Genomic DNA, 22825 nt, shown 5'->3' with positions numbered 1-22825 from the left:
TCCAGAAGAACCGAAGGAGTTCCCACAAATCCGCTTTTTTTCGTGACCTTCGGACGGAACACGGGCCTTTCGTTTTTACATCGCAAATCTCTATCCAATACCCGCGAATCCGAAACGGTTCCAAACGGCCATAACCGAATCTTCTTCCTTCCTCCTTAGTTGACTGTCGTCGAAACGACCATCACAAAAAGGCGACTGTCGCAGAAACGACCTCCCGCCTGGACCCGACCCATTCAACCCCGTCGATCAAATCGGACGAGAGACGGTTGCGGTCCCTTCGCCGTCCGAAAGACTCAGGACTCACCGTCCAATTTCTTACGAATCCTTCGATCCCAAAACTTCCTATAAACCGTTCGGCAATCCTTCTAATTTTTTACTGACACCAAAGTTCCTACCGAAAACATTATAAATTTTGAGTAAACTGTACCTCCTACTAAAAGCACTGAACTAAGTTCAATGAAGGTTAATTCATGAAAATTCACGAGTATCAGGCAAAAGAAATCCTGAGAAGGCACAAAGCCAACGTTCCTTTTGGAGTCGTAATCGATAATAAAGAAAACGGATCCAAAGCCCACGACGAAGTCACATACGCAACCGAAGGTTCCGTAGTAGTTGTAAAAGCGCAGATTCACGCCGGTGGGCGTGGAAAAGGCGGCGGTGTTAAGGTGACCAAAACCAAAGACGACGCTCTTGCCGCCATCGACAAAATTCTCGGAATGCAACTCGTCACTCCCCAAACCGGCCCGGAAGGAAAAAAAGTCCTGAAAGTATACCTGGAACAAGGAATCGACATCGCAAAGGAATATTATCTAAGCATTCTTTTGGATCGTTCCATCCGCAAAACCATCATTATGGCTTCCACGGAAGGCGGGATGGAAATCGAAGAAGTTGCCGAAACTCATCCTGAAAAAATCCTAAAAATCGCCGTTGATCCGGGAATCGGACTCCAACTCAATCAAGCGAGACAACTTGCGTTCGAACTCGGACTTCCGATCGAATCCCACAAATCGTTTCAAAGTCTTCTTTTCGCGATCTACGAAGCTTATATCAAAGAAGATGCTTCTCTTTTAGAAATCAATCCTCTCATTCTCACGAAACAGAATGAAATCATCGCGGGAGATTGCAAGATCGACCTGGATGAAAACGCTCTTTATCGTCATCCGGATAACGCGGCGTTTCGCGACATTACGGAAGAAGATCCTCTCGAAGTTCAAGCTTCCGAGTTCAACCTCAACTACGTCAAGTTAGACGGTAACATCGGTTGTATGGTAAACGGAGCGGGTCTCGCAATGGCGACTATGGACATCGTGAAACTCGCCGGCGCGGAACCAGCGAACTTTTTGGACGTAGGGGGCGGGGCAAGTAAAACCACCGTAACCAACGGATTCAAAATCATTCTAGGGGATCCGAACGTAAAAGGTATCTTCGTAAACATCTTCGGCGGCATCGTTCGTTGCGACATGGTTGCGGAAGGAATCATCGAAGCGGCTAAAGCCGTGGATTTGAAAGTTCCTCTCGTGGTTCGTCTGCAAGGAACCAACTCGGAACTCGGAAGAGAAGTCCTCAACAAAAGCGGACTGAAAATCACCGGAGTCGACGATCTCCGCGAAGCGGCAAGTACGATTGCCAAACTCATTCAATAAGAGAGAACATACATGGCAGTATTAGTAGACGAAAACACAAAAGTTGTAGTGCAAGGGATCACCGGCAAGGAAGGTTCTTTTCACGCGACACAAATGCTCGCTTACGGCACAAAGGTTGTAGCCGGAGTGACTCCCGGAAAAGGCGGAAGCAAATGGGAAGATAAGGTTCCCGTTTTTAACACGATCCACGACTCCGTAAAAAACGAAGGCGTAAACGCCGCCGTAATTTTCGTTCCCCCCGCTTTTGCGGCGGACGCGATCATAGAAGGAATTCTCGCGGAACTCCCTCTCGTAATTTGTATCACAGAAGGAATTCCGACTCACGATATGCTGAAAGTTTACAGCGTACTCCGAAATTCTAAAACAAAACTGGTAGGACCGAACTGCCCCGGTGTGATCACTCCCCGCGCAAAACAAAAACTCGGAATTATGCCGGGCTTTATCCACAGTCCGGGTTCCGTGGGAATCGTTTCCCGTTCCGGAACCTTGACTTACGAATCGGTGGCTCAGATCACAAAACAAGGTCTGGGACAATCCACTTGTATCGGAATCGGAGGAGACCCCGTTCCCGGTATGAACCACACCGAAGCGATCAAATTGTTAAACGAAGATCCTGAAACAAAAGGAATCGTGATGATCGGTGAAATCGGCGGAACTTCGGAAGAAGAAGCGGCGGAATACATCAAAAATCACGTAAAAAAACCGGTAGTCGGCTTTATCGCCGGTCAAACCGCGCCTCCCGGCAAAAGAATGGGACACGCAGGTGCGATCATCAGCGGCGGTTTGGGAACGGCGACTTCCAAAATGAAAGCGATGCAGGAAGCGGGCATTCAAGTTTGCCAATCGATCGCGGAAGTTGGAGAAAAAATGAAGAAGGCTCTGGGGTAACCAGGGTCTACTCTTACAAGGGTCCAAAACGGAAGGAGCACGGAATGGAAAATAAGATCAAAAATTCTCAAACAAGGATTCCGAAAGTTCGGGAAATTTCCCGGATACTTTTAGGAAGTTTCGTTCTTCTTCTGTCTGCGACACTTTTTGCGGAAGGAACCGACGCTCCAGCTTCCAGCTCCGGCGCGACATCGAATAAGACGCTAAAACTTTCCACGGAAGAAACCGTAAAGCGAGCGCTCGAAAGCAATTATAGCTTACAGAATCTTCGTTACGAATTGGCGAAATCCGATACGAACTTTTTGAAAAACGATTCCAAGTATTCCTGGAGATTGGTAGCGGACGGAAGATCGAGTCAGAACATTCTTCCTTTCAACCAAGCGAACCTCCTCTCAGGAACGAAAATCTCCGATGATACGATCAAGGGCGGGATTGAAAAAACTCTCCAAACCACCGGAACCTATTTCAAAGTAGAAGCGGGAACGAGAAGATTCGACTCGAACGCGTTTGAAAATGCGGCGACCACTCCCGCAGGCTTTTCCGCCTTAGGAATTCCTCCTTTATACACCGGATTCGTAAGAGCGACCATCAGCCAAGACTTGCTCAAAAACGCATTCGGATACAAAGGTAGAAACGAAGTAAAAATCTTAGAATCCCAAGCGGAGATCGCAAAGAACCAAGTGTCTCAGCAAATCTCTTCCGTAATCGTGGATTCACTCGTCGACTTCTGGGATTACTCGATCAAAACCCAAGCGGTCAAAACCTACAAACAGCTCGTAGAAAATACGAAGAACATACGCAATCTTACCATTCGCAAACAAGGCCTCGGACTTTCCGAAAGTTTCGAAGTCAATCAGTGGAACGCTCTTCTTGCCCAAGCGGAAAACCAATTGGAAACCGCACAGGTTCAAAAAGAAGAAGCGAAACGGAAGCTCGTTCGTTCCCTAAAAATTCCGGAAGGGACCGCTCTCTCCGAAGAAACCAATCTTCTGGAAGAACTGGTGGAAAAACCGGAATATACAAAAGATTTAGAATATGCTTATAAACACAGAGCGGATTTCTTGAACGCGCTCAAACAAAAAGAAATCGCGGAAGCGGCTCTGAAGAACGCAAACAACGACCGTCTTCCTACCTTGACGATTTCCGGAACCGGTGCGAGCCAAGCGCAGAACATCGTTTCTCCGCAGGAAAACTACACCGACTCCAATCACGGGATTCCCACCGCAAAATACAAGGAATGGACCGGACAAATGAACTTCGTTTATCCGATCATGGACAAAGGAATTTATGCCGGGGTAAGAGACGCGAACATCGGAATGCGTCAGGCGACACTCCGAGAAGAAGAACTGAAAAACGAAGTCAGAGACGACGTGAAAACCAGAATCGAAGCTCTCGAAGCGAGCCACAGAATTTATAAAAACAACATCATTACCGAAAGAGAAACCGAAAACTATTACAACGGAGTTTTAAGAAGTTTCCGTCAAGGTAGAGCCGATGCCGTTTCCGTAAAGAACGCACTCGACACGCACGTTCAGGATCAACTCAGACTGACACAAGCGAGAGTGAACTTCAACATCGATCTTCTTCGCTATTATCTTGCAAAGAATTCTTTGCTCGAACGCTTTCAAGTGGATCGGGACAAACTTCTCCCTCATTTAGATTGATAGAAAGGTCGAGGTACGATTGAGAAAGAGTTTTTTTGTAGTCCTCGGTCTTATCTTCGCTTCCATCCTGCTCGGTTTTCTCGTCTGGAAACTTCTGACCCGCAAAACCGATTCCGTATATAGGAATTTCTCGAAAGGAAATTGGGAAGACGTTGTCTTAGAAGTATTAAGAAAAAAAGATCCGGATTTGGAAGACTACTCGTATGCTTCCCTGTCTCTCGCTGAATTCAACGCGCAACTTTTAACCGTAGCTTCCGAAAAAAAGGAAAAGACCGCGCAAAAGTTCGCGGAAAAATCAGGACTCAAATTCTCCAAAAGGGAAGTCGGCGGAAGGACGATTTATACATTCGAAGATCGATTCTTTTCTTTTTTACCGGACGGTTCCTTTCTCAAAACCAGGGCGCTTTGTAAGAAGCTCACTCTCGGCGCCGAATACGAAACCGCAGAAGTTCTTTCCCGATATCTCACAAAACTCATTTCGTCCAACCCTCTTCCGCTCTACAACGAATACAACATTGCGTTGTTGAAATCTTTGTCCGCCGGTTCCGCAAAAGAACTCGACGAGAACGGAAGATCCAAACTGTCCCGTTTACTCGAATACTTTTCGGGAAGAGAGGATTCTCCGTTTAGCGGTGGTAAGGCGGAAATCGAAGGAAAGAATCTGAACGTAAGAACGGGACCCGGCACCGAAAACCCCATCGCGTTCCAATTCAAAGGCGGAGAAACCGTATTCATACTCGACCGAGATTCGCGCACGGAAACGATCGCGGGCAAACGGGGAAGCTGGAATCAAGTCCTCGATCTTCGCAATGGAAACGTAGGATGGATCTTCTCCGGCTTCTTAAAAAACGTCGCGTCCGATCTTACGATCTCTCAATCCATGGAAGAATCCTTTCGCGCCTTGGATAGAGCGCCCGTGTGGGACTTTGAAGCTTGGAAAGAAACTTCGGCTCCGATCGGATTTCAAGGAGAATATCATCCCACCGAAAAGATCGCACTCGACGGAGACACGGGAATCGTTCTTCATTCTTCCCAAAATAAATACGACTCGATTTGCCGCGCGGTGGAGGAGCCGTTCCGTGATCTGGAATTTTACGTTTCCTTTTTAGGCGGAGACGAGCCCCTCCCCGTTTTCACGTTGTATGCGGGTTCGCCGGGAGAATTGCAAAAAGCGTTCGAGATCGAGATGGATAAGGAAAGTATTTCCATCAATCGAAACCGTTACATCACCGGGGACAATTTTTCCAAGAAGAGATTCCGTCTAAACATACAAAGCGGCGGTGCGGGTTTTCAAGGCGGTTTGATCGTTGCGGAAAAAAAGGTTCTTTCGGGAATCGATTCCCTCGAAACGATCGACTCAGTTGCCGGAATTCGCTGGAGACTTTGTCTTCCGATGGCGAGGGAGAACGGCGATTCGAGCCTGAGCGTATTCCAATTCAAATTCGTGCCGTAGCAATATTAAATTAGAACATTCTAATAGAGAGAAATCCATGCCGACATACGACTACAAATGTAAAGCCTGCGGACAAACGTTCGAACAATTCCATTCCATGAAGGACGATCCGATCCAGGATTGTCACCTCTGCGGAAAAAAAGGGGAAGTGGAAAGAATGATATCTAACGGCTCCGGGATCATCTTCAAAGGAACCGGCTTTTACGTGACCGATTATAAAAAAAGCGGTTCGGGAGAATCCACAAAGTCCGCTCCTTCCTCTTCGGATTAACGGGCCGTTCGTTTTGGGAAGATTAGGAATTCTCGCCGGAGCGGGAGAGCTCCCGCATATCGGTATGAAAGAGGCTCTCGCGGCCGGAGAGAATCCTCTCTTTCTCTCGATCATCGAATCCGACTTTCAGGTCGGCGAATACGCGGACCGCAATTTGCCGATTCATATCGTGAAGATCGGGACGCTAATGAAGTTATGCAAACAACATAACATAGATCGGCTTCTTCTTCTCGGAAAAGTTAAAAAAGAAATCATATTCAAAAATCTTAAATTTGATCTGAAAGCGATCAGCCTTCTCGCGAGAATGATCAACAAACACGACTACTCGATCTTCAAGACGGTCTCGGACGAGTTTGCCAAGGAAAAGATCACGATCATTTCCCAAAAGACGTATTTAAAATCCCTCTTTCTTCCCGAAGGCAGATACACGAAAAAGTCCCTCGGCAAAAAGGAACTCGAAGACGTCGCTTTCGGAATGGAATACGCGGAAAAGATGGCGGGTCTCGACATCGGTCAAACGGTTGTAGTTCTCGACAAATCAGTCCTCGCGGTCGAAGCCGTCGAAGGAACGGACCTCGCAATCCAACGAGGCGGTTCATACGCAAAAAAAGGAAAGGCGATCGTCTGTAAAAGTTCCAAACCCAATCAGGATCACCGTTTCGATCTTCCCACAGTCGGCGAGGAAACTCTCCGCATAATGTATGAAAACAACTGCGGCACGCTCGCGCTCCGAACCGGAGAGACGATCATCGTTCATCCCAAAGAATTTATTAACCTTGCAGAAAAATTAAAAATCCACATCTTGAGTATCGGCAGTGGCAACCTTACGAAAATCAACTCAACAACCCAAAACATCAAGTAGCCCTTCCGCGTCCAGACGCCCGGCCGCGCCGAGCAAAAAAGAAGATCCGAAAATTCTCATGTTGGCCGGAGAACATTCGGGAGATCTCTTGGGAGGAGAACTCATCCGCGAACTCAAGAAAAACTTTCCCGATCTCGAAACGTTCGGAGTCGGCGGGGAAAGAATGATCGAAGAAGGATTCACTTCGATCGAATCCATGGAAGAACTGTCGATCATCGGATTTTCCGCGATTCTTTTCAAATACAGGTTCTTAAAGGCGCTCATCGGAAGACTTCTCAACGTAGCCGTGGAAAGAAATTGCACACACGCCATTCTGATCGATTATCCGGGATTCAATCTTCGTCTCGCAAAAGAATTAAAAAAGCTCGGCGTCACCGTCATCTTCTACGTTTCTCCGCAGCTCTGGGCTTGGAAGTTCAATCGGATTTATACGATCCGAGACAATATCGACTTGATGCTCGTTTTGTTTCCCTTCGAGAAAGAAATTTATGACAAATACGGAGTGCCTTGCGAATTTGTGGGACATCCTCTCGCCGTTCGTTTGAGGGAAAAAATCCGCAAGGAAGCCGCCATTCCCGAACCGGAAGATAAAACGCATTTTCATTCCACCGTTACGTTGATGCCGGGTTCGCGTAGCGGCGAGATTCGAAGGATCTTAAACGATCTTTTGGAAACCGCAGGACAACTTTCCGATCATTATGAAAATGAAAAAAAGAAGATCCGTTTCCTTTTGCCGAACATCAATCAGAAGGAAGAAGTCTTTATCCTCGAACAAATCGAACTCGCTAAAACGAAATACGCGAATCTAAAAATCGAATATCTTTTCGATCGTTCTCTGCGCGCCATCGAAGCTTCGGATTTGGTTCTAGTAACCTCCGGAACGGCCACGCTGGAAGTCGCCTACTTCGAGAAACCGATGATCATACTTTACAAAGTCAGCATGTTCACGTATGTGATCGGTTCTCTGTTTATCCGTACTCCGCATATCGGACTTGTGAATATTCTTTCCGGAAAGGAAATTTGCAGAGAATTGGTTCAAGCGGAATGCACCCCTCCTCACATCGTGGAAGAATCGATCGCACTTTTGGAAAACAAAAAATACCGTTCGAAAACGATCGAAGAGATCCGTAAGGTTAAGGAAGCCTTGGGAAACGAGAATTCGTCCCGCCACGCTTCGAGAGAAATTACGAAACTGATTAAAGGGGGAGCTAAAAAGTCTGGTTTGGAAAAAACGGAAGAACCGGGATAGTTGAAGGAGTTCCCACATTGACTGCACGGTCAAACTTTGATTGACCTACCTAGAGCGGGTGGCAGTTCCCACATCGGAGGGACGAACAACTCCGATACAATGTGGCAGTTCCTACACTTCTTCAATTTTCCGCTGAAATCCGCTTCAGAACAACAAGATCATCGCCCCAAAGACCTTGCCACGTATTCAACTTCAATTCGCGAAATAAAAAATAACCGCTCGGAGTTTCTTCTCCTCTTCTTCTGAGTTGAAGTCCTTCTCCGTCTTCCAGAAGATACAACTTTGTTTCCCCGTTTTCTTCCAAAAGAACGGCTTCCTTCTCGCTGATAAAACGAATCTGTTTAGCGGGAACGATGGGGGAAACTCTCCATGTGCCGATCAGATCCACCTTGAACTCGGAACTCTTTCCGACCTGAATGCCAGAACTTCTGAAAATAAAAAGATAAATCCCGAACGCCAAAAGAATCGTCAAAAGAATTCCGGCCGAGATGAGAATTATCTGTCTCCGATCGATTCCAGTTTGCATTCTCCGGACTCCTCCTTGAATTTTCTACTGATAAACGCATCGTTCAACTTTCCATTGGCGTTGATTCGAATGCGATGATTTTCGACGGCGCCGTAACCCGTAAGATCCGCGCTTTCATTTTTCCAAAAAATATTCCTATAATAAGAGAGAGTCGGCAAAAGATTGAGTTCGTATCCGAAATCGAACGGTTCTCTCAGATTCAAAGGAAGCGATCGTTTGTCCTGAAAACGCGCACGGTTGAAACTCACGTTATGCAACACGTTGAGGGAATTATGAAGCGCCAAAAAATCGTCCCCGAAAAATCGGATCGTAGTATCCGAAGTTACCGTTTCCGGCAGAATCCAAGATCCGCAAAATCCGTTCACCGGTTCTTCCCAAGGCATTTCGGTTACCTTGATTCTCAGATCCGTATACGGATTGTTTTGACCGAAGGTGAAATTGGCGAACGCCTCCACAAACTGATTCTCTTCGCGATATCCTTTCAGGTCCAATCGCGAAAAGAAAGGAACGATCTTTCCGTCCAACGTCGTTCTTCCGAGATCCCGATCCTTGAATCGAAAGGATTTCAATTTCCAGCGAACTTGGATCGTAAGGAACTCCATTAGATATTTATAAAACGGGGTTCTTGTCCAACTGATTTCGGGAACGAGTTTTTCCTGACGCGTCTTGATATCGGTTCGAATCCAATTTTTCCAGGAATGATACACGGGGAGATAATCCTTCACCGAAACCCGATCCAGTTCGAGTTCCCACTTCCAATCGTTGTATAAAGGATAATAAAAAGAACCGTTCCCGCGAACCGCTTTTTTCCATCCCGTTTTGCCGGTGATTTTGGTGGCAATCGCTTCTTGAAACAAAGAACCCTTCGCATTCAAGTCTATCAGATTTCCGGGCGCGATGTTCAGCTCGGCCTGATCGAGACGAACGTCGAAGAACGGATCTTTCCAATGAAATCCCAAAAGGCTCAGAGAAACGCTGCTTTTGACCCAATCCCCGTAATTGCCGGATTCTTCCCATTTCCCTTTGAGGTTGATCTGACCTTCGAGAGTTTCCAAATCACCCGGAAACTGAAAGATCGTCTTTAGTTCCCGGATGTTTTTCCAGTCCGCAAAGACTTCCCAGCTCGCGAGCTTTTTCGGATTCAGGGAATACGTTAGACGAAACAGATTCTCTTCTTTTGTAAACGTATGAATCTGTTTCTCACCGGTTTCATCCAGCTTCAGATCCATCTCGTGAACGAGATCCGCGTCTTTGAGATCGGGAATTTTCAAACCCAAAGGAAGTTCCTGGAGAATTTTTCCGGATATGTTGGTGAACTGATTCTTTCCTTGGATGGAAACCTTCTTTCCGTTCAGAAGAATCTCGTATTCTCCCGAAATTTTTCCGGAACTCGGAGCCATTCTTCCGAAGAGAGAATACACTCCGCGGATCTTTTCCGCTTTTACGTTCTGAAAACGGAATTTGCTTTTCGATTCGGGAGAATCGAACTGAGTCTCGAAACTTCCCTGAATAAAACGGGAATACGGGAACGGAAACAAAGAATCGCTCACCGCAACGGTTACACCTTCGGGCCGTTTGGTGATCACGATATCGATTCCTTTCAACGCGTTCAAAACCTCTTCTCCGCCGCGCGAGATCGTGATCGTGGTGTTCATCAGCCGGATTTCGGGAATGTTGATCTTTTGGATATAACCGATCAATTCTCCCGCGATCTGATCCTGCAGATCGATGTTGATCGCGGAATCTTTGACTACGATTCCGCGAATATACGGTTGTCCTTTCCACAATCCGCCGAGCTTGAATTGGATCTTGTTTGTTCGAAAAAGAATATGATTGAGAGCGAAATCCTCTTCGGAAGAAATTCGAAAGTCCTCGAATACGACCGCGTTCGGAAAATCGTATTCCACGACTCCGAGAGTCACCGCGCGTCCGAGTTCTTTGTTGATAAAGTTTCTGGAAAGTTCCTTCAGACCTCGGAGATCCAAAAGATAATTTCGAACGTAATAGCCGACCGATTCGACTACGATCGCGTGAACTCCGACGACGATCAAAAAGGAGATGAGAATGATTCTGGTTCTTTTGTTTTCTTTTAAGAACGTAAAGAAAGAACCGAAAAAGCGGACGAGATCAACGGGCTCTAACGTTTTGATCTTTTGTAGAACCCTGTTTAGGAAGTTGAATTTGAAGTCGGGGCGAGTTATCGGGGAAGAACCTGAGAAAGTTGTTCCTGGATTTCCTTCAGAACCGGACTTTCCGGAAATTTCTGAAGACCCTCTTCCAGAACCATCTGGCATCTTTTGAATTCCTTGATCCGCATAAAGCTGTTGGCTACGGTTTCGTAAAAAAGAATGTCTTTTTCAAAGTCCCTTTCTCTGGAAGCGCGGCCCAAAATTCCGAGTGCGAGACCGTATTTCTCCTCTTGATAGAGGGCCTTTGCATACATTTTCTTACGGGTGGTGGACTCGTAATTCTTATCCAAGGACTCGGATTTTCTGAAGTGAACGATCGCGTTTTCCGTGTCGTTGATTCCGAGATAAGCGGCTCCCAGGTAATGATCTAAGTGTTCCAGACCTTTTCCTTCCTTGGAGCTTTGGATTTGTTTTAAAACGATGGAAGCTTCTTTATAGGATTCGATTTGAAGCAGTAATTTTGCTTTTTCCATGAGTAAGGACGAACGTTTTTTTTCGTCCAAATTGGAAACGGAAAGTTGGGAATCGATTCCTTGAATCTTGGAGCGGACTGCGGATTCCTGAGAAAGGCCGGAATCCACGGATTTCTGACCGCTCGCGCAAGCGGAAAGAAGGAGAATGATCACCAGAGTAAATATATTTCTGTAAAAAGTCATGTCTACGATCCTGTTTTCAATTTTTCAAGCTCGGCGAAGAAGTCATCCGTCTCCTGTTGCCGAACCTCATCATTGGAAACCCAGTCCATAGTCTCCGAATCGATTTCCGTAAGGAACCGGGAGGCCTGGGTAGCCATTTGCTCCCCAAATTTGCGTCGATTTGCGGCCCCTGTCAAGCATAAATGCTTCCTGGCACGGGTCATAGCAACGTAGAGCAAACGCCTTTCCTCGTCCACGGAGGATTCTTCGGTTAACACTCGAGAGTTGGGAAGAATTCCTTCTTCCATTCCTGCGACATAAACGGAATCGAATTCCAATCCTTTCGATTGATGAATCGTGAGGAGCTGGACCCGATTGTCTTCCTTATCATCTTCGGAAGGAGTCTCGTCTTCCATAAGCAAATTGAGCCGGTTGATAAAATCAAACAGAGTCGGTTTTTCGGGAGAATCGTGATTCTCCTCAAAGTACGACATCATGTTCACGAGTTCGGAAAGGTTGAAGGAGCGCGCCTTGGCGACCTTCTCGTCTTTTTCCTCGAGAAGGATTTCCTTTTCGATTCCCACGTCTTGGATGAATTCGCGGAACGCAAAATACATCTTAGGCGCCGTCGAAAATTTCTTTTTGGTCCGTTCGATCAGGTTTACGAAGTTGTAAATCTCGGATTGAATCTTTTTCTGTAGACCCGGAATGAAATCGGGGGACTCGCAGACTCGGAAAAGAATTTCGTATAAGGATTCTCCCATGTGCGCGGCTTTTTCGTGGATGAGAGAAATACTTCCCGGTCCGATCCCGCGCTTCGGATAATTCAAAATTCGGAGTAGAGAAGCGTCGTCTCTCGTGTTCGCGATCAGACGGATGTAAGAGATCATGTCCCGAACTTCCTTTCGATCGAAAAAATTATATCCGCCCACGAGTTTATACGGAATGGAACGGCTTCTCAGTTCCTCCTCGAACGGGCGCGTTTGAAAATTGGTTCTGAAAAGAATCGCGATCTGGCTTCCTACTCTCGCATCCTTGATGATTTCGTCGCGGATACAATCGACGACGTACGCGGCCTCGTCCTTCTCATCCATCCGCTCGATGTAACGGATCTTTCTTCCTCCGGGTATGGAGGAAAATAATTCCTTCGATCTTCTCGAAAGATTGTTTTTGATAAGCGAATTGGCGCCTTGTATGATTACTTGTGTGGATCTGTAATTCTCCAAAAGGCGCACAACGTTGGCTTCGGGAAAATCGTTTTCGAATCCGAGAATCAAACTGAGATCCGATCCTCGGAACGCGTAGATGGATTGGTCGTCGTCTCCGACCACGCAAAGATTTCGATTCTCCCCCATGAGCGATCTTAGAAAAACATACTGCGTCTGATTCGTGTCCTGAAACTCGTCGACCATAAAGTATTGATACTTCTTATGATATTCTTCTCTTACTTCCGGAAAATCGCGGAGAAGCACTCCGGGTAAAAGAATGAGATCGTCGAAGTCGAGAGAATTCTGTTCTTTGAGAGAGGTCTGATAACTGTCGAAGATGAGATTCGCGATCTGATCCGATTCGACCAAGGAAGAGTCCAGATATTCTCTGTAAGCCGGTCCGGAGTTTTTGATCCTCGAAATTTTTCCGAGAACCTCGGAAACTTTCGCTTTTTTTAATTCTACTTTATTAGCGATGAGTAATGTAGTTACGAACCCTTCCTGATCGTTTTGGTTCATCAAAAGAAACGGGTGTTTGTATCCCAAAAGTCCGATGTGTTTTTTGAGAATATTGAGTCCGAGAGAATGAAACGTGGACAATACGATTCCTTTGAGCTTTTGGCGCGGGATCATTTTGCGAACACGCTCTTCCATTTCGCGCGCGCTCTTGTTCGTAAACGATAAGGCCACGATTTTTCCCGCGGGAACTCCCGCGTTTTCGATCAAATGCGCGATTCGGTTGGAGATCACGCGCGTTTTTCCGGAGCCGGCGCCGGCAAAAATGAGAATCGGTCCATCAACGTGACGAACCGCTTTTTCCTGTTCAGGATTGAGCTTCATGGGACATGTGACATAATTAGAGCGGGAAAGATTCTGTCAATCCTGTACATCCCGGAATTCTTAGAAACGATTGTGGGCAGGAGTTCCGTCCACTTGATCTCTTTCCTAAAAAACGTCATTCTTCCCAAGGTCGGAATTCTCTCTTGGATAAAAAAACAGGTTTGGAAAGAATGGAGATGAGAATGAAACCTTTTAACCCGGAAGAATACGATCCTCTCTCGAATCTTTGGTCCAAAAACGATCGAAAAGACCTGATCCAAACCCCGATTTTCAAACTCGTTTCCTGGCATACCACCTCCCCCGACCGAAAAGTTTCGAGGGACTTTTTTCATTTGGAATCCTTGGATTGGGTCAACGTGATCGCACTCACTCCGGACGACAAAATTCTTCTCATCGATCAATATAGACACGGAATCCATCGTTTCAGTTTGGAAATCCCCGGAGGAATCGCCGAGAAAGCGACTCTTCTCGAATCGGCACAAGCCGAACTCGTGGAAGAAACGGGTTACGTCTCCGACGAATGGGAATACTTGGGAAAGGTTACCGGAAACCCCGCGATCTTGAACAATTGGTGTCATACTTTTATTGCGAAAAACGTTCGTAAACTTCACGATCAGGATCTGGACGACAGCGAACAAATCGAAATCTTTGAAACACCTCTGCGCAATGTTCCCCGTTTGATCGACGAAAACATTCTTCATCACGGAATGATGGTCGCCGCTCTCGGAATGTATTTTATAAAAAACCCAATCCAAAATTAGAATGACTCGAACTTCAACAAAACACGATCCTTTTCAAGCGCTGAAAGTCGCCGATTATCGTTCCTTTCTTTTCGGCAAGTTTATGGTGACTCTTTCCATCAGCATTCAAACCACCGTGGTCGGCTGGCAAATGTATCATCTCACGGGAAGCAACCTGCACGTCGGATTTATCGGACTTACGGAAGCGATTCCTTCGATCACGATGGCCTTGTTTTCCGGTCTTATCATCGATTCGTTTCCTAGAAAAAAAATCATCACATCCGCCCTCGGCCTTTTGTCGATCTGTTCCCTTCTGCTCCTTGTATTAGTAGTTCCTAATATGAATTGGATTCTCCGCGATTTCGGAGTGTATCCGATCTACGGAGTGATCTTTCTTTCCGGAATCGCGAGAGGATTTTTAAATCCGGCAACGGCAGCGTTTCAAACGCAACTCGTCGACAAGGAAACGTTTCCGAACGCGGCGACCTGGAGCGGAATCGCGTGGCAGACTTCTTTGGTTTTAGGTCCTCTTACGGGAGGAATGCTGATCGTAGCCGGTCTCTATTTCGCCTATTCGGCGGATCTGTTGCTGATGGCCTTCGGTTTAACGATGATGCTTCTCGTAAAAGGAAAACCGGTTCCTCCGAAACCGGAAGAAAGCGAAACCATCTGGCAAAGCCTCAGCAGCGGATGGAAATTCGTTTCTTCACATCAGATTATTCTCGGAGCGATTTCACTCGACTTGTTCGCGGTGTTGTTCGGAGGCGCGGTCGCACTTCTTCCTTCGTTTACCGAAAAGATTCTCGGACAAAGTCCGGAGATTTTCGGAATTCTTCGTTCTGCTCAAGGAGTGGGCGCGGTTCTTTGCGCGTTCTTCATCGCGGCAAGACCTCCGAAAAAACATTCGGGTTGGATTCTTCTTTCCTGCGTGTTCGGTTTCGGTATTAGCATCATTCTTTTCGGACTTTCTAACGATTATAGAATTTCGTTTCTTTGTCTTGCGGCGGCCGGCGCTTTCGATATGGTCAGCGTCGTGATACGTCATACTATCGTGCAGATGCATACGCCCGATCACATGAGGGGAAGGGTTTCTGCGGTGAATCATATCTTTATCGGTTCTTCGAACGAAATCGGAGAATTCGAATCCGGCGTGACCGCGGAATGGCTCGGAATCCGTAAGTCCATCGTAGCGGGAGGCGCGTTGACCCTTTTGACGGTCGCGTTTGTGGGTGGAATCGCTCCCCGCCTTCGGAAAATGCAGCTCAAAGACATTCTTTAGGAACCCGGCTTTAAACGAGCCGGAACCTTATAGCGAATTCGTTTCTGAATGAAAAATTGAATTTTAAAACACTCTATAAATTATTTATTGCTGGAAAAATCTTAGACACGGGCGTTCTCTTTTTCCTTTACGGAACCCCCGCGTTCTTGTAAAAACGGAAATCACATGGACGCTCCAAATATACTCACACAATCGGAAGCTCTCGAAAGAGCGAGCCTCGTCAACCAAGTCAGCTACGAAATTCGCCTCGATCTGAAAGCGGGATCGTCCACGTATCAGGGAGAAACGAAGATTCTCTTTTTTTATACAGGCAAAGGAAAGGGAAAACTCAAAGTGGACTTCGTAACGAAGAAGATCGAAGTATTTCTGCTGAACGGAAAGGATTTTTCCGGTTATACCAAAACCGATTCCTCATTGGATTTGCCCGGTGAATCGCTCAATCAAGGGAAGAATGAAATCAAGATCAAGTACGTGAACGACTACAATCACAGCGGTTCGGGATTTCATCAGTTCAAAGATCCTTCGGACAATTCGGAATATCTTCATACGGACTTCGAACCGTTCGAAGCGCACCGATTGTTTCCGTGTTTCGATCAACCCGATCTCAAAGCGACATACGAACTTTCTCTCTTAGGTCCGAAGGAATGGAAATACGTCCACAACACTCTTCCTCTCCAAGAAGAAGTTCAAAAAGAAAAAATCTTCATTCGGTTTCAGAAGACCGCTTTGTTCTCCACGTATTTGTTCGCATTGATCGCCGGACCATACGAGGTCTGGGAAGATAAATACAAAAACATTCCCCTAAGAATTTTATGCAGAAAGTCCCTTTCCAAATATTTGGATGCGGAGAATCTGTTTGCGATTACGAAAGAATCCTTTGCGTTCTTAGAATCGTATTTCGACCTTCCGTATCCGTACGGCAAATACGATCAGATCTTCGTTCCGGAATTCAACATGGGCGCGATGGAAAACGTGGGAGCGGTTACGTTTTCGGAACATTATATTTTTAGAAGTCCCCGGATCTACTCCGAATATCTCGGAAGAGCCAATACGATCTATCACGAGATGGTTCATATGTGGTTCGGAAACCTTGTCACGATGAAATGGTGGAACGATCTTTGGTTGAACGAAAGTTTTGCGGATTATCTTTCCTATTACGCGATGTCGCACGGAAAATTATTTCCAGACGCACTCGAACATTTTTACGTTCGGGAAGAATGGGCGTATCGGGAAGATCAGTTGTCCACGACTCATCCGATCGCCGGAAGCGCAGAAAACACGTTAGACGCCATTAGCAACTTCGACGGGATCTCTTATTCCAAAGGAGCCTCCGTCCTTAGACAGTTGATGTACTATATCGGAGAGGATTCTTTTCGAAAAGCGATGCGGAAATACTTTCAGAAATTCGCGAATTCGAATACGGTTCAAACCGACTTTTTGGATACGATGTCCGAAACGTCGGGAATCGATATCCGCGGCTGGAGTAAAGAGTGGCTGGATACGACCGGAGTGAACACTCTCCTTCCCGAATGGAAAGAGGATCACCTGTTAATCCGGCAGCTTCCTTCCGAAAAGAACGGACTTTTTCGAACACACGCGCTGGAAGTTACGATTTTTTCCCTGCATGGCGACGCGTTCGAAGTCGCGTGGAAGGACCGCGTAGTCGTCAAAGGACAAGAAACGATTCTCCCTTATAAACACAAACCGGGATCTTCCGAGATCGTAGTATTGAACACGAACGATTATGCGTATGCGAAGACATATCTCCCGAAGGATGGGATCGCCCTTTTAAAAACTTCTTTGAACAAACTTAAGGATCGTTTTGCACGGAGAATTCTCTGGGGTTCCCTGTGGCAGATGACGCGCGACGCGGAAATTTCTCCGAAGGATTTTCTCGAACTGGTATTCGCACAAGGAATTTACGAAGAGGATATCGCGGTTCGAAGCAGCCATATCCTAACGAAGGCTTCTTCCATCGCAGCGAGTTATCTCAAAAAAGAACACAGGGAAGAATGGTCCACGAAGCTGAACGAACTCGCCAAACGCGGGTTACACGACTCATCCACCAAGGAAGAGGAAAAAATCGTATGGTATCGAATGCTGGAAGGAACTTCGAGAACGCCCGGTCAACTCTCCTACCTAAAAGATCTTTTGGATGGAAGGATCGTCATTCCCGGAATTAAAATCGATCAGGAAAGAAGATGGAGCATTTTGACTCGCCTCTCCGCGTTCGGAAACAGAGACGCGCTCGATCTCATCGCGCAAGAGGAAAAAGCGGACACTTCCGATCTGGGCGCCAAAAAAGCATACGGTGCGAGAGTCGCCTATCCGGACGCAAAATCCAAAGCCGAAGCCTGGAAAGAATTCACGAATGCAAAAACGATACGTTCCACGGATACGCTTCGTTACGGAATGCGCGGTTTTTACTGGGATCATCAGGAAGATATGCTGAAGCAATACGAAGACTTATACTTTGCTGCGGTGATCGGAATTTATAAGGATCGCGATTCTCATTTTTCCTCCGCTTTTGGAAATATCTTGTTTCCGGGTGTAGAACCGAATCAAGCGCTCGTCGACAAAACGAATCGTTTTTTGAAAGAGCAGAAGGAAATTCCTGCGTTGCTCAAGAAGGACTTAAAACAACACAGGGATGATTTGGAAAGGACGGTGAAAATTCTTTCGAGACAGTGAGGATTTCGTAGGAGTTCCCACGCCGTGCAAAAAAATTTTACGGTTGATGAAAAGGGATTTTTCGGTTATTGGAAAATCCTCCGAAAAGGTCGTCGTACCTCCGACAAATCTCTCCTTTTACAATTTTCTTGACCTACTCAAGCTTTCGCTCCGGCAGCAAGCGCAGTCTCCCCGTAATATTTCTTTTTCCAGGCCTCCAGCCTCCAATCCATAATCTTAAACCAAAGAGGAGGAAACAGGGCAATCAACACCATCACTTCATATCCGTACGGAAGCTGCGGACTTTCCTCGAAATGTCTTAAAGCGGAATAACGTCTTCCTGCGTTCGCATGATGATCCGAATGCCTTTGAAGATGAAACAAAAACGCGTTACTCACCGCAAAATTTTGATTCCAAGAATGGATCGGCTGCACTTTTTCGAATTTTCCGGGAGCGATCTCCTTTCTTTGAAGACCGTAGTGCTCGATGTAATTTACGAGTTCCAAAAGGGAGAATGCTATAAAACTCTGAACGAAAAAGAACGCCGGAACTTCCCAGGAAAAACGACCGGTATAAAGAGTTAATGTCGCAGTAACGAATCCGATAAACAGAAGTGGAATGATCGTGGAAGAGATCATTTCATTCTCCAAAGAAAACGAAGATTTACCCGCTTTCGAAAGACGTTTCGCTTCCAACTTCCAAGCGGAAAAATAAGAACCGAAAACCGTTCTCGGATAAAAACGGTAAAAGGATTCGCCTTTTCGGGAAGAAGCCGGGTCTTCGTGAGTCGAAACATTCACGTGATGGCCGCGGTTATGTTCGATGAAAAAATGCATATAACAAACGGTCATCAGAATGAACTTGGAATACCATTGTTCGATCTTCCTGCTTTTATGACCCAATTCGTGCGCCACGGTAATGCCGATTCCTCCGGTGTTGATACCGATCGCCAGAACGAATCCCCACCATTCCAGAGCGGAAAGATTCTTCGTTTGAATTTCGTACAAGGCCCAAAGGACAAGACCGAATTGGACCCACGCCCAAATATATGTCAAAAATCGAAAGTAGAATTCGGTCTGTAACGCAGGAACTTCCTCTTCCACCGGATTGGACGGATCGGCTCCGATCACAACGTCCAAGATCGGTAATAAACCGAACACAACCGCGAAGGTAAGAAAGTTATATGCTCCGCCTAAATAATATCCGAGCACCGCAAAGGCCGGCACTAAAAAACAAACGATAAACGAATAACGTTTCAAATTGGTCATAACAAAATTCTCTCCATTTTCTCTTTCATGAGCGACGCAAGTCGCTAGAACCGCATCATGCTCTTTTAGGTTCCAATAACAAACCGATCGAAATCAAAGGAGCAAAACCTCTGACAAGGGAGAACGTCTTTTCAAAATCCGCCGTTTCGCGATCCAGCATTCTTTGAAAAACGGTTCCGATCAAAACTCCGAAGAACAGTTTTTCCAGTTCCTCGTTATTCAACGCGAGGTGACTTTCGATCGCGTCCCGAAAGACGGAAGAACATTCCTTTAAGATCGCCCTTGCCGGTTCGGACTCTTCCAATCGGTAAAGATCGGAAGCGATCAGAATGAGTTTTTGAAAATGCCCTTCCCTTTCTTTCACGAAATCGAAAAGAACCTCAAGCCTTTCCCGAAAATCCTTTGATCGACTTTCGATCCGAATCGCTTCCAATTGCTCCGCGTCGTCCCGAACGATCCATCGCGCCATTTGCTCGAACAAAACTTCCTTTGTCGGAAAATAATGATATAGAGTTCCCGTAGAAACACGAAGCTCTCTGGAAATCTCCCGCATCGTGACCGTCGCATACCCCTTCCTTGCAAACAAATCGAGGCAACGCTTTAAAATGGAAATTCGATACGCATCGTGATCTACAACCTTTGGCAATGGATTCTCCTTAATTTCGAACAATCGTTTTTATAGAACACCTGTTATTATATAAAAAATCAAATCAAGTGCAAGAAAAAAATCTGAAAAACGGGAAAATGGTGATTTTGAAAGGAAGTATTCCGGAAATTTTCTTTGTAATAGTGCCGTTTCCTGACAATTTTTCAGACACTTCAAAGAAACAAAGGGCAGGAAAGTCCGGATTCCTACCCAAGGTGGAAAAAAGAATCAAAGTTCGTAGACTCAAAACACGAAGAATTTCCATCCTTTCGTTTCGGAAAACAGTCTCTATCAATGCTTCCGTGATTGGAATTGTCTGAGTTTCGGTTTGATTTCCTATTGATCCCAGTTTTGAAGATCCCAAAAACAGACCTTATCCGAAGCGATTCACACCACTCGGAAATCGTTCCTATTTTTCACGCGAGAGAAACAAATCGAAGAATGGGAAACCAAACAATTCTCCGATTCATTTAGAAAATTCTTTGAAAGAGACGATCCGAATATTCTCCGGAAACGAGGACGACGCCCGGAAATCTAAACACGAAAGATCCGAAAAGCACTCATGCGGGAGATTGGATTTCCTCTTTAGAAGTTTTGAATTCTCTTCATAAAGCCGGAATTAGATTGTAACTCGACGATTTCGACCCGCGTGATTCTTCTTTAAGCTTCTTGAACCGATATCCTTAGAAACCCTGTCCCATAACAAATTTGTTAAACGAAGTCATTCCGATTCGTTATAACGCCTCCAAGTTGTTTCAATAACCGCACAATTTTCAATCCGACTTAAACATTCTATAAGAAACCGATCGATCACCTTTAACACGTTTGTAACATTCGCAGCGTTTTTCCTCTTGTGTGATTTTGTAACAATGAGAAGCGGTAAACATCCTCATTGGGAAGAATTACAAAATGATTACACGCTCATCCATTACTCTTTTATTATTCGCGTTATTCTCGTTCAACGGACTCATTGCCGACACCGTTAAAAACGTTAAAACGAATGAAACGATCGAGAACGTTAAGACTTCCGAAAACGAACAAGGTGTCATCGTGGAATACGAAGACGGAACCAAACGCGGCTTCAAAAAGGACGCTGTCACCGTGGAAAAAAAGGAAGTTTCCTGGAATAAGGAAGAGGAATCAAAAGAGGAGACAAAAGGAGATCGCTATTTCGCTTTCGGCTCCTTAGGAGTGCTTCTGATTCTTTTTTTCGCCCTTCCGTAATATATTAGTAATATTTTATATTTATGAAAACAGCGGAAAAATTCTTCGAATCAATTCTGTTACCCGAAACGAAAGTTACGGGAATTATATCCGTTTGTAACTCCAACGTAACGCCCTCCGATTATTTTACTTTTAGACCTTTTAGGTTTATTCTCCAAGGAGTCATAAGATGAAATCGACTTATTTCAAAAGAGTGTCGCTTCTAATGGTAAGCTTCTCGCTCTTGTTATCCTCTTTCGCAAACTGCAAAGAAGATAAAAAAGACAACAACATGGCCATTCTTCTGGCCTTACTGGCTAGCTCCAATGATAACGCGGGTTCTGCGATCTGTGATGGAGCTTCAATTCAAGGCGGAAACACCGCTCTTTCCGGAAACATCACTTCCAGTCAAAGTTTCGCAGCCTACTCTTCCACTTCTTTAAGCGGAATCGTAAGAGTAAAAAGCGGCGCCACTTTGACGTTTGCAAGAGGCGCGGTGGTTTTCGGAACGGCAGGTTCCGCGTTGATCATCGAACAAGGCGCAAAGATCGTTACACAAGGCGACGCTGCGGCTCCGGTTTGTTTCACTTCTTCTAAAACATCCGGCAACAGAGCGCCGGGCGACTGGGGTGGAATTTTGATCGTAGGCGACGGTATCGGTTCCAGAGCGGCTGCTCAGAACACGGAAGGCGGAACCGGTCTCCAATACAATAGCGGTGCAAACGATACGGGCACTTCCGGAAGTTTCAGTTACACCATCGTTGAATTTGCAGGAAACGAAGTATCTGTCGGAGACGAGCTGAACGGAATTTCCATGTATGTGGTCGGTAGCGGCACTACTTTGGATCACGTTCAAGTTCACAGACATTTGGACGACGGCGTTGAATCTTGGGGCGGGGCATGGACCGGCAAATATCTTCTGATGACAGGCGGTATGGACGACGACCTCGACTTGGATGAAGCATACACCGGAAAAGTTCAGTTCGTAATCGCTCAAAAATATCCAACCACTTGCGGCGGAACGGCTTCGACCGATCCTCACGGATTTGAAATGGACGGAACTCACAGTTCCGGAACCGCATCCGCGACTTCCAAAACGACGACTAACGTTAAACTTTCCAACTTTACTCTTCTCGGAAAAAGCGTCTCCAACGGTTTCGGCGCTCGCTTGAGAGAAGGTCTTCAAGGAAAATTCACGAACGGTCTGATCTACGGATTCCAATCCGGAAACATCGACTGCGTGTTGAACGCAACCGGCGGCGGTCCTACGACCTCTCCTACGTTCGCAAACGTTCTTGTAGAAGCGGCTAAAACAAACGGAAACACTGCGGCTTGCACTCTTCCTTCAACAGGACTTACCGCACTTCCGGTCGTTTCTTTAGGTTCGGGTGATTCCGACAACTGCGCTTTCGCGACAAAACCGGATTATCAACCTTCCGGTGAAGCTGCAGCGGCGGCCGGTTCTGCCCTTACTGCACAATCCTCTGACGCGTTCTTTACCGATAATACCACTTACGGCGGTATGATCAGCGGTCAAAACTGGGCCAGCGGATGGACGGTTTATAGAGCGAGATAATTTTACCGAAGAGGA

General features: G+C 46.1%; 18 protein-coding genes. 12 read left to right on the top strand and 6 right to left on the bottom strand.

The annotated features are described in order from the left end of the window. Positions 1-470 precede the first annotated feature (470 nt). From sucC to lpxB, 7 genes are read left to right on the top strand one after another with little or no spacing between them, the layout of a single operon-like run. Entirely contained in the window at positions 471-1643 is a 1173-nt protein-coding gene (gene sucC / locus LFX25_RS05990) for an ADP-forming succinate--CoA ligase subunit beta (protein ID WP_238729418.1), read from the top strand. Between the two features lie 12 nt (positions 1644-1655). Next, positions 1656-2531, top strand: a complete 876-nt coding sequence (gene sucD, locus LFX25_RS05985; protein ID WP_135780686.1) for a succinate--CoA ligase subunit alpha — start codon at positions 1656-1658, stop codon at positions 2529-2531. A 44-nt stretch (positions 2532-2575) separates the two neighbouring features. Further along, complete coding sequence (locus LFX25_RS05980) at positions 2576-4195, top strand: TolC family protein (RefSeq protein WP_238729417.1); 1620 nt, start codon at positions 2576-2578, stop codon at positions 4193-4195. A 19-nt stretch (positions 4196-4214) separates the two neighbouring features. Beyond that, positions 4215-5648 (top strand): SH3 domain-containing protein, encoded by a 1434-nt coding sequence (locus LFX25_RS05975; RefSeq protein ID WP_238729416.1) that lies wholly within the window; start codon positions 4215-4217, stop codon positions 5646-5648. 37 nt (positions 5649-5685) lie between these two features. Continuing rightward, entirely contained in the window at positions 5686-5919 is a 234-nt protein-coding gene (locus LFX25_RS05970) for an FmdB family zinc ribbon protein (RefSeq protein ID WP_238729415.1), read from the top strand. A 13-nt stretch (positions 5920-5932) separates the two neighbouring features. Further along, positions 5933-6781, top strand: a complete 849-nt coding sequence (locus LFX25_RS05965) for an LpxI family protein (protein WP_238729414.1) — start codon at positions 5933-5935, stop codon at positions 6779-6781. Next, positions 6735-8030, top strand: a complete 1296-nt coding sequence (gene lpxB / locus LFX25_RS05960) for a lipid-A-disaccharide synthase (protein WP_238729413.1) — start codon at positions 6735-6737, stop codon at positions 8028-8030. The genes LFX25_RS05965 and lpxB overlap by 47 nt, the downstream gene beginning before the upstream one ends. A 121-nt stretch (positions 8031-8151) precedes the next feature. Here lpxB and LFX25_RS05955 read toward each other — a convergent pair whose 3' ends face one another. Genes LFX25_RS05955 through LFX25_RS05940 form a run of 4 tightly spaced genes read right to left on the bottom strand, consistent with a single transcriptional unit; the run spans position 8152 to position 13428 of the window. Then, complete coding sequence (locus LFX25_RS05955) at positions 8152-8556, bottom strand: hypothetical protein (RefSeq protein WP_238729412.1); 405 nt, start codon at positions 8554-8556, stop codon at positions 8152-8154. Further along, positions 8526-10850: an LIC_12586 family protein gene (locus LFX25_RS05950; RefSeq protein WP_238729411.1), complete on the bottom strand. Its 2325-nt coding sequence runs from the start codon at positions 10848-10850 to the stop codon at positions 8526-8528. Before LFX25_RS05950 ends, LFX25_RS05955 begins: the two co-directional genes overlap by 31 nt. Beyond that, entirely contained in the window at positions 10754-11401 is a 648-nt protein-coding gene (locus LFX25_RS05945; protein ID WP_240009034.1) for a tetratricopeptide repeat protein, read from the bottom strand. The genes LFX25_RS05950 and LFX25_RS05945 overlap by 97 nt, the downstream gene beginning before the upstream one ends. Positions 11402-11403: 2 nt before the next feature. Beyond that, positions 11404-13428 (bottom strand): ATP-dependent helicase, encoded by a 2025-nt coding sequence (locus LFX25_RS05940; protein ID WP_238729410.1) that lies wholly within the window; start codon positions 13426-13428, stop codon positions 11404-11406. 182 nt (positions 13429-13610) lie between these two features. Here LFX25_RS05940 and LFX25_RS05935 point away from each other — a divergent pair, with 182 nt between their 5' ends. The 3 genes from LFX25_RS05935 to pepN all read left to right on the top strand — a co-directional run bounded on the left by LFX25_RS05935 (position 13611) and on the right by pepN (position 18138). After that, positions 13611-14189: an NUDIX hydrolase gene (locus LFX25_RS05935; RefSeq protein WP_238731514.1), complete on the top strand. Its 579-nt coding sequence runs from the start codon at positions 13611-13613 to the stop codon at positions 14187-14189. Between the two features lies 1 nt (position 14190). After that, positions 14191-15447: an MFS transporter gene (locus tag LFX25_RS05930; RefSeq protein WP_238729409.1), complete on the top strand. Its 1257-nt coding sequence runs from the start codon at positions 14191-14193 to the stop codon at positions 15445-15447. Between the two features lie 165 nt (positions 15448-15612). Further along, a complete protein-coding gene (pepN, locus tag LFX25_RS05925) occupies positions 15613-18138 on the top strand; it encodes an aminopeptidase N (protein ID WP_238729408.1) in 2526 nt (841 codons plus the stop codon). A 137-nt stretch (positions 18139-18275) separates the two neighbouring features. Here pepN and LFX25_RS05920 read toward each other — a convergent pair whose 3' ends face one another. Continuing rightward, a complete protein-coding gene (locus LFX25_RS05920) occupies positions 18276-19385 on the bottom strand; it encodes an alkane 1-monooxygenase (RefSeq protein ID WP_238729407.1) in 1110 nt (369 codons plus the stop codon). Between the two features lie 55 nt (positions 19386-19440). After that, entirely contained in the window at positions 19441-20031 is a 591-nt protein-coding gene (locus LFX25_RS05915; protein WP_238729406.1) for a TetR/AcrR family transcriptional regulator, read from the bottom strand. A 909-nt stretch (positions 20032-20940) separates the two neighbouring features. Here LFX25_RS05915 and LFX25_RS05910 point away from each other — a divergent pair. Both LFX25_RS05910 and lipL48 read left to right on the top strand, forming a co-directional pair. Next, positions 20941-21255, top strand: a complete 315-nt coding sequence (locus LFX25_RS05910; RefSeq protein ID WP_238729405.1) for an LIMLP_04285 family protein — start codon at positions 20941-20943, stop codon at positions 21253-21255. Between the two features lie 169 nt (positions 21256-21424). Next, positions 21425-22810: an oxidative stress response protein LipL48 gene (gene lipL48, locus LFX25_RS05905; protein ID WP_238729404.1), complete on the top strand. Its 1386-nt coding sequence runs from the start codon at positions 21425-21427 to the stop codon at positions 22808-22810. Positions 22811-22825 lie beyond the last annotated feature (15 nt).

This window comes from Leptospira sanjuanensis (assembly GCF_022267325.1).
GTDB lineage: Bacteria > Spirochaetota > Leptospiria > Leptospirales > Leptospiraceae > Leptospira > Leptospira sanjuanensis.
This window is presented reverse-complemented; position numbering and strand designations above follow the sequence as displayed.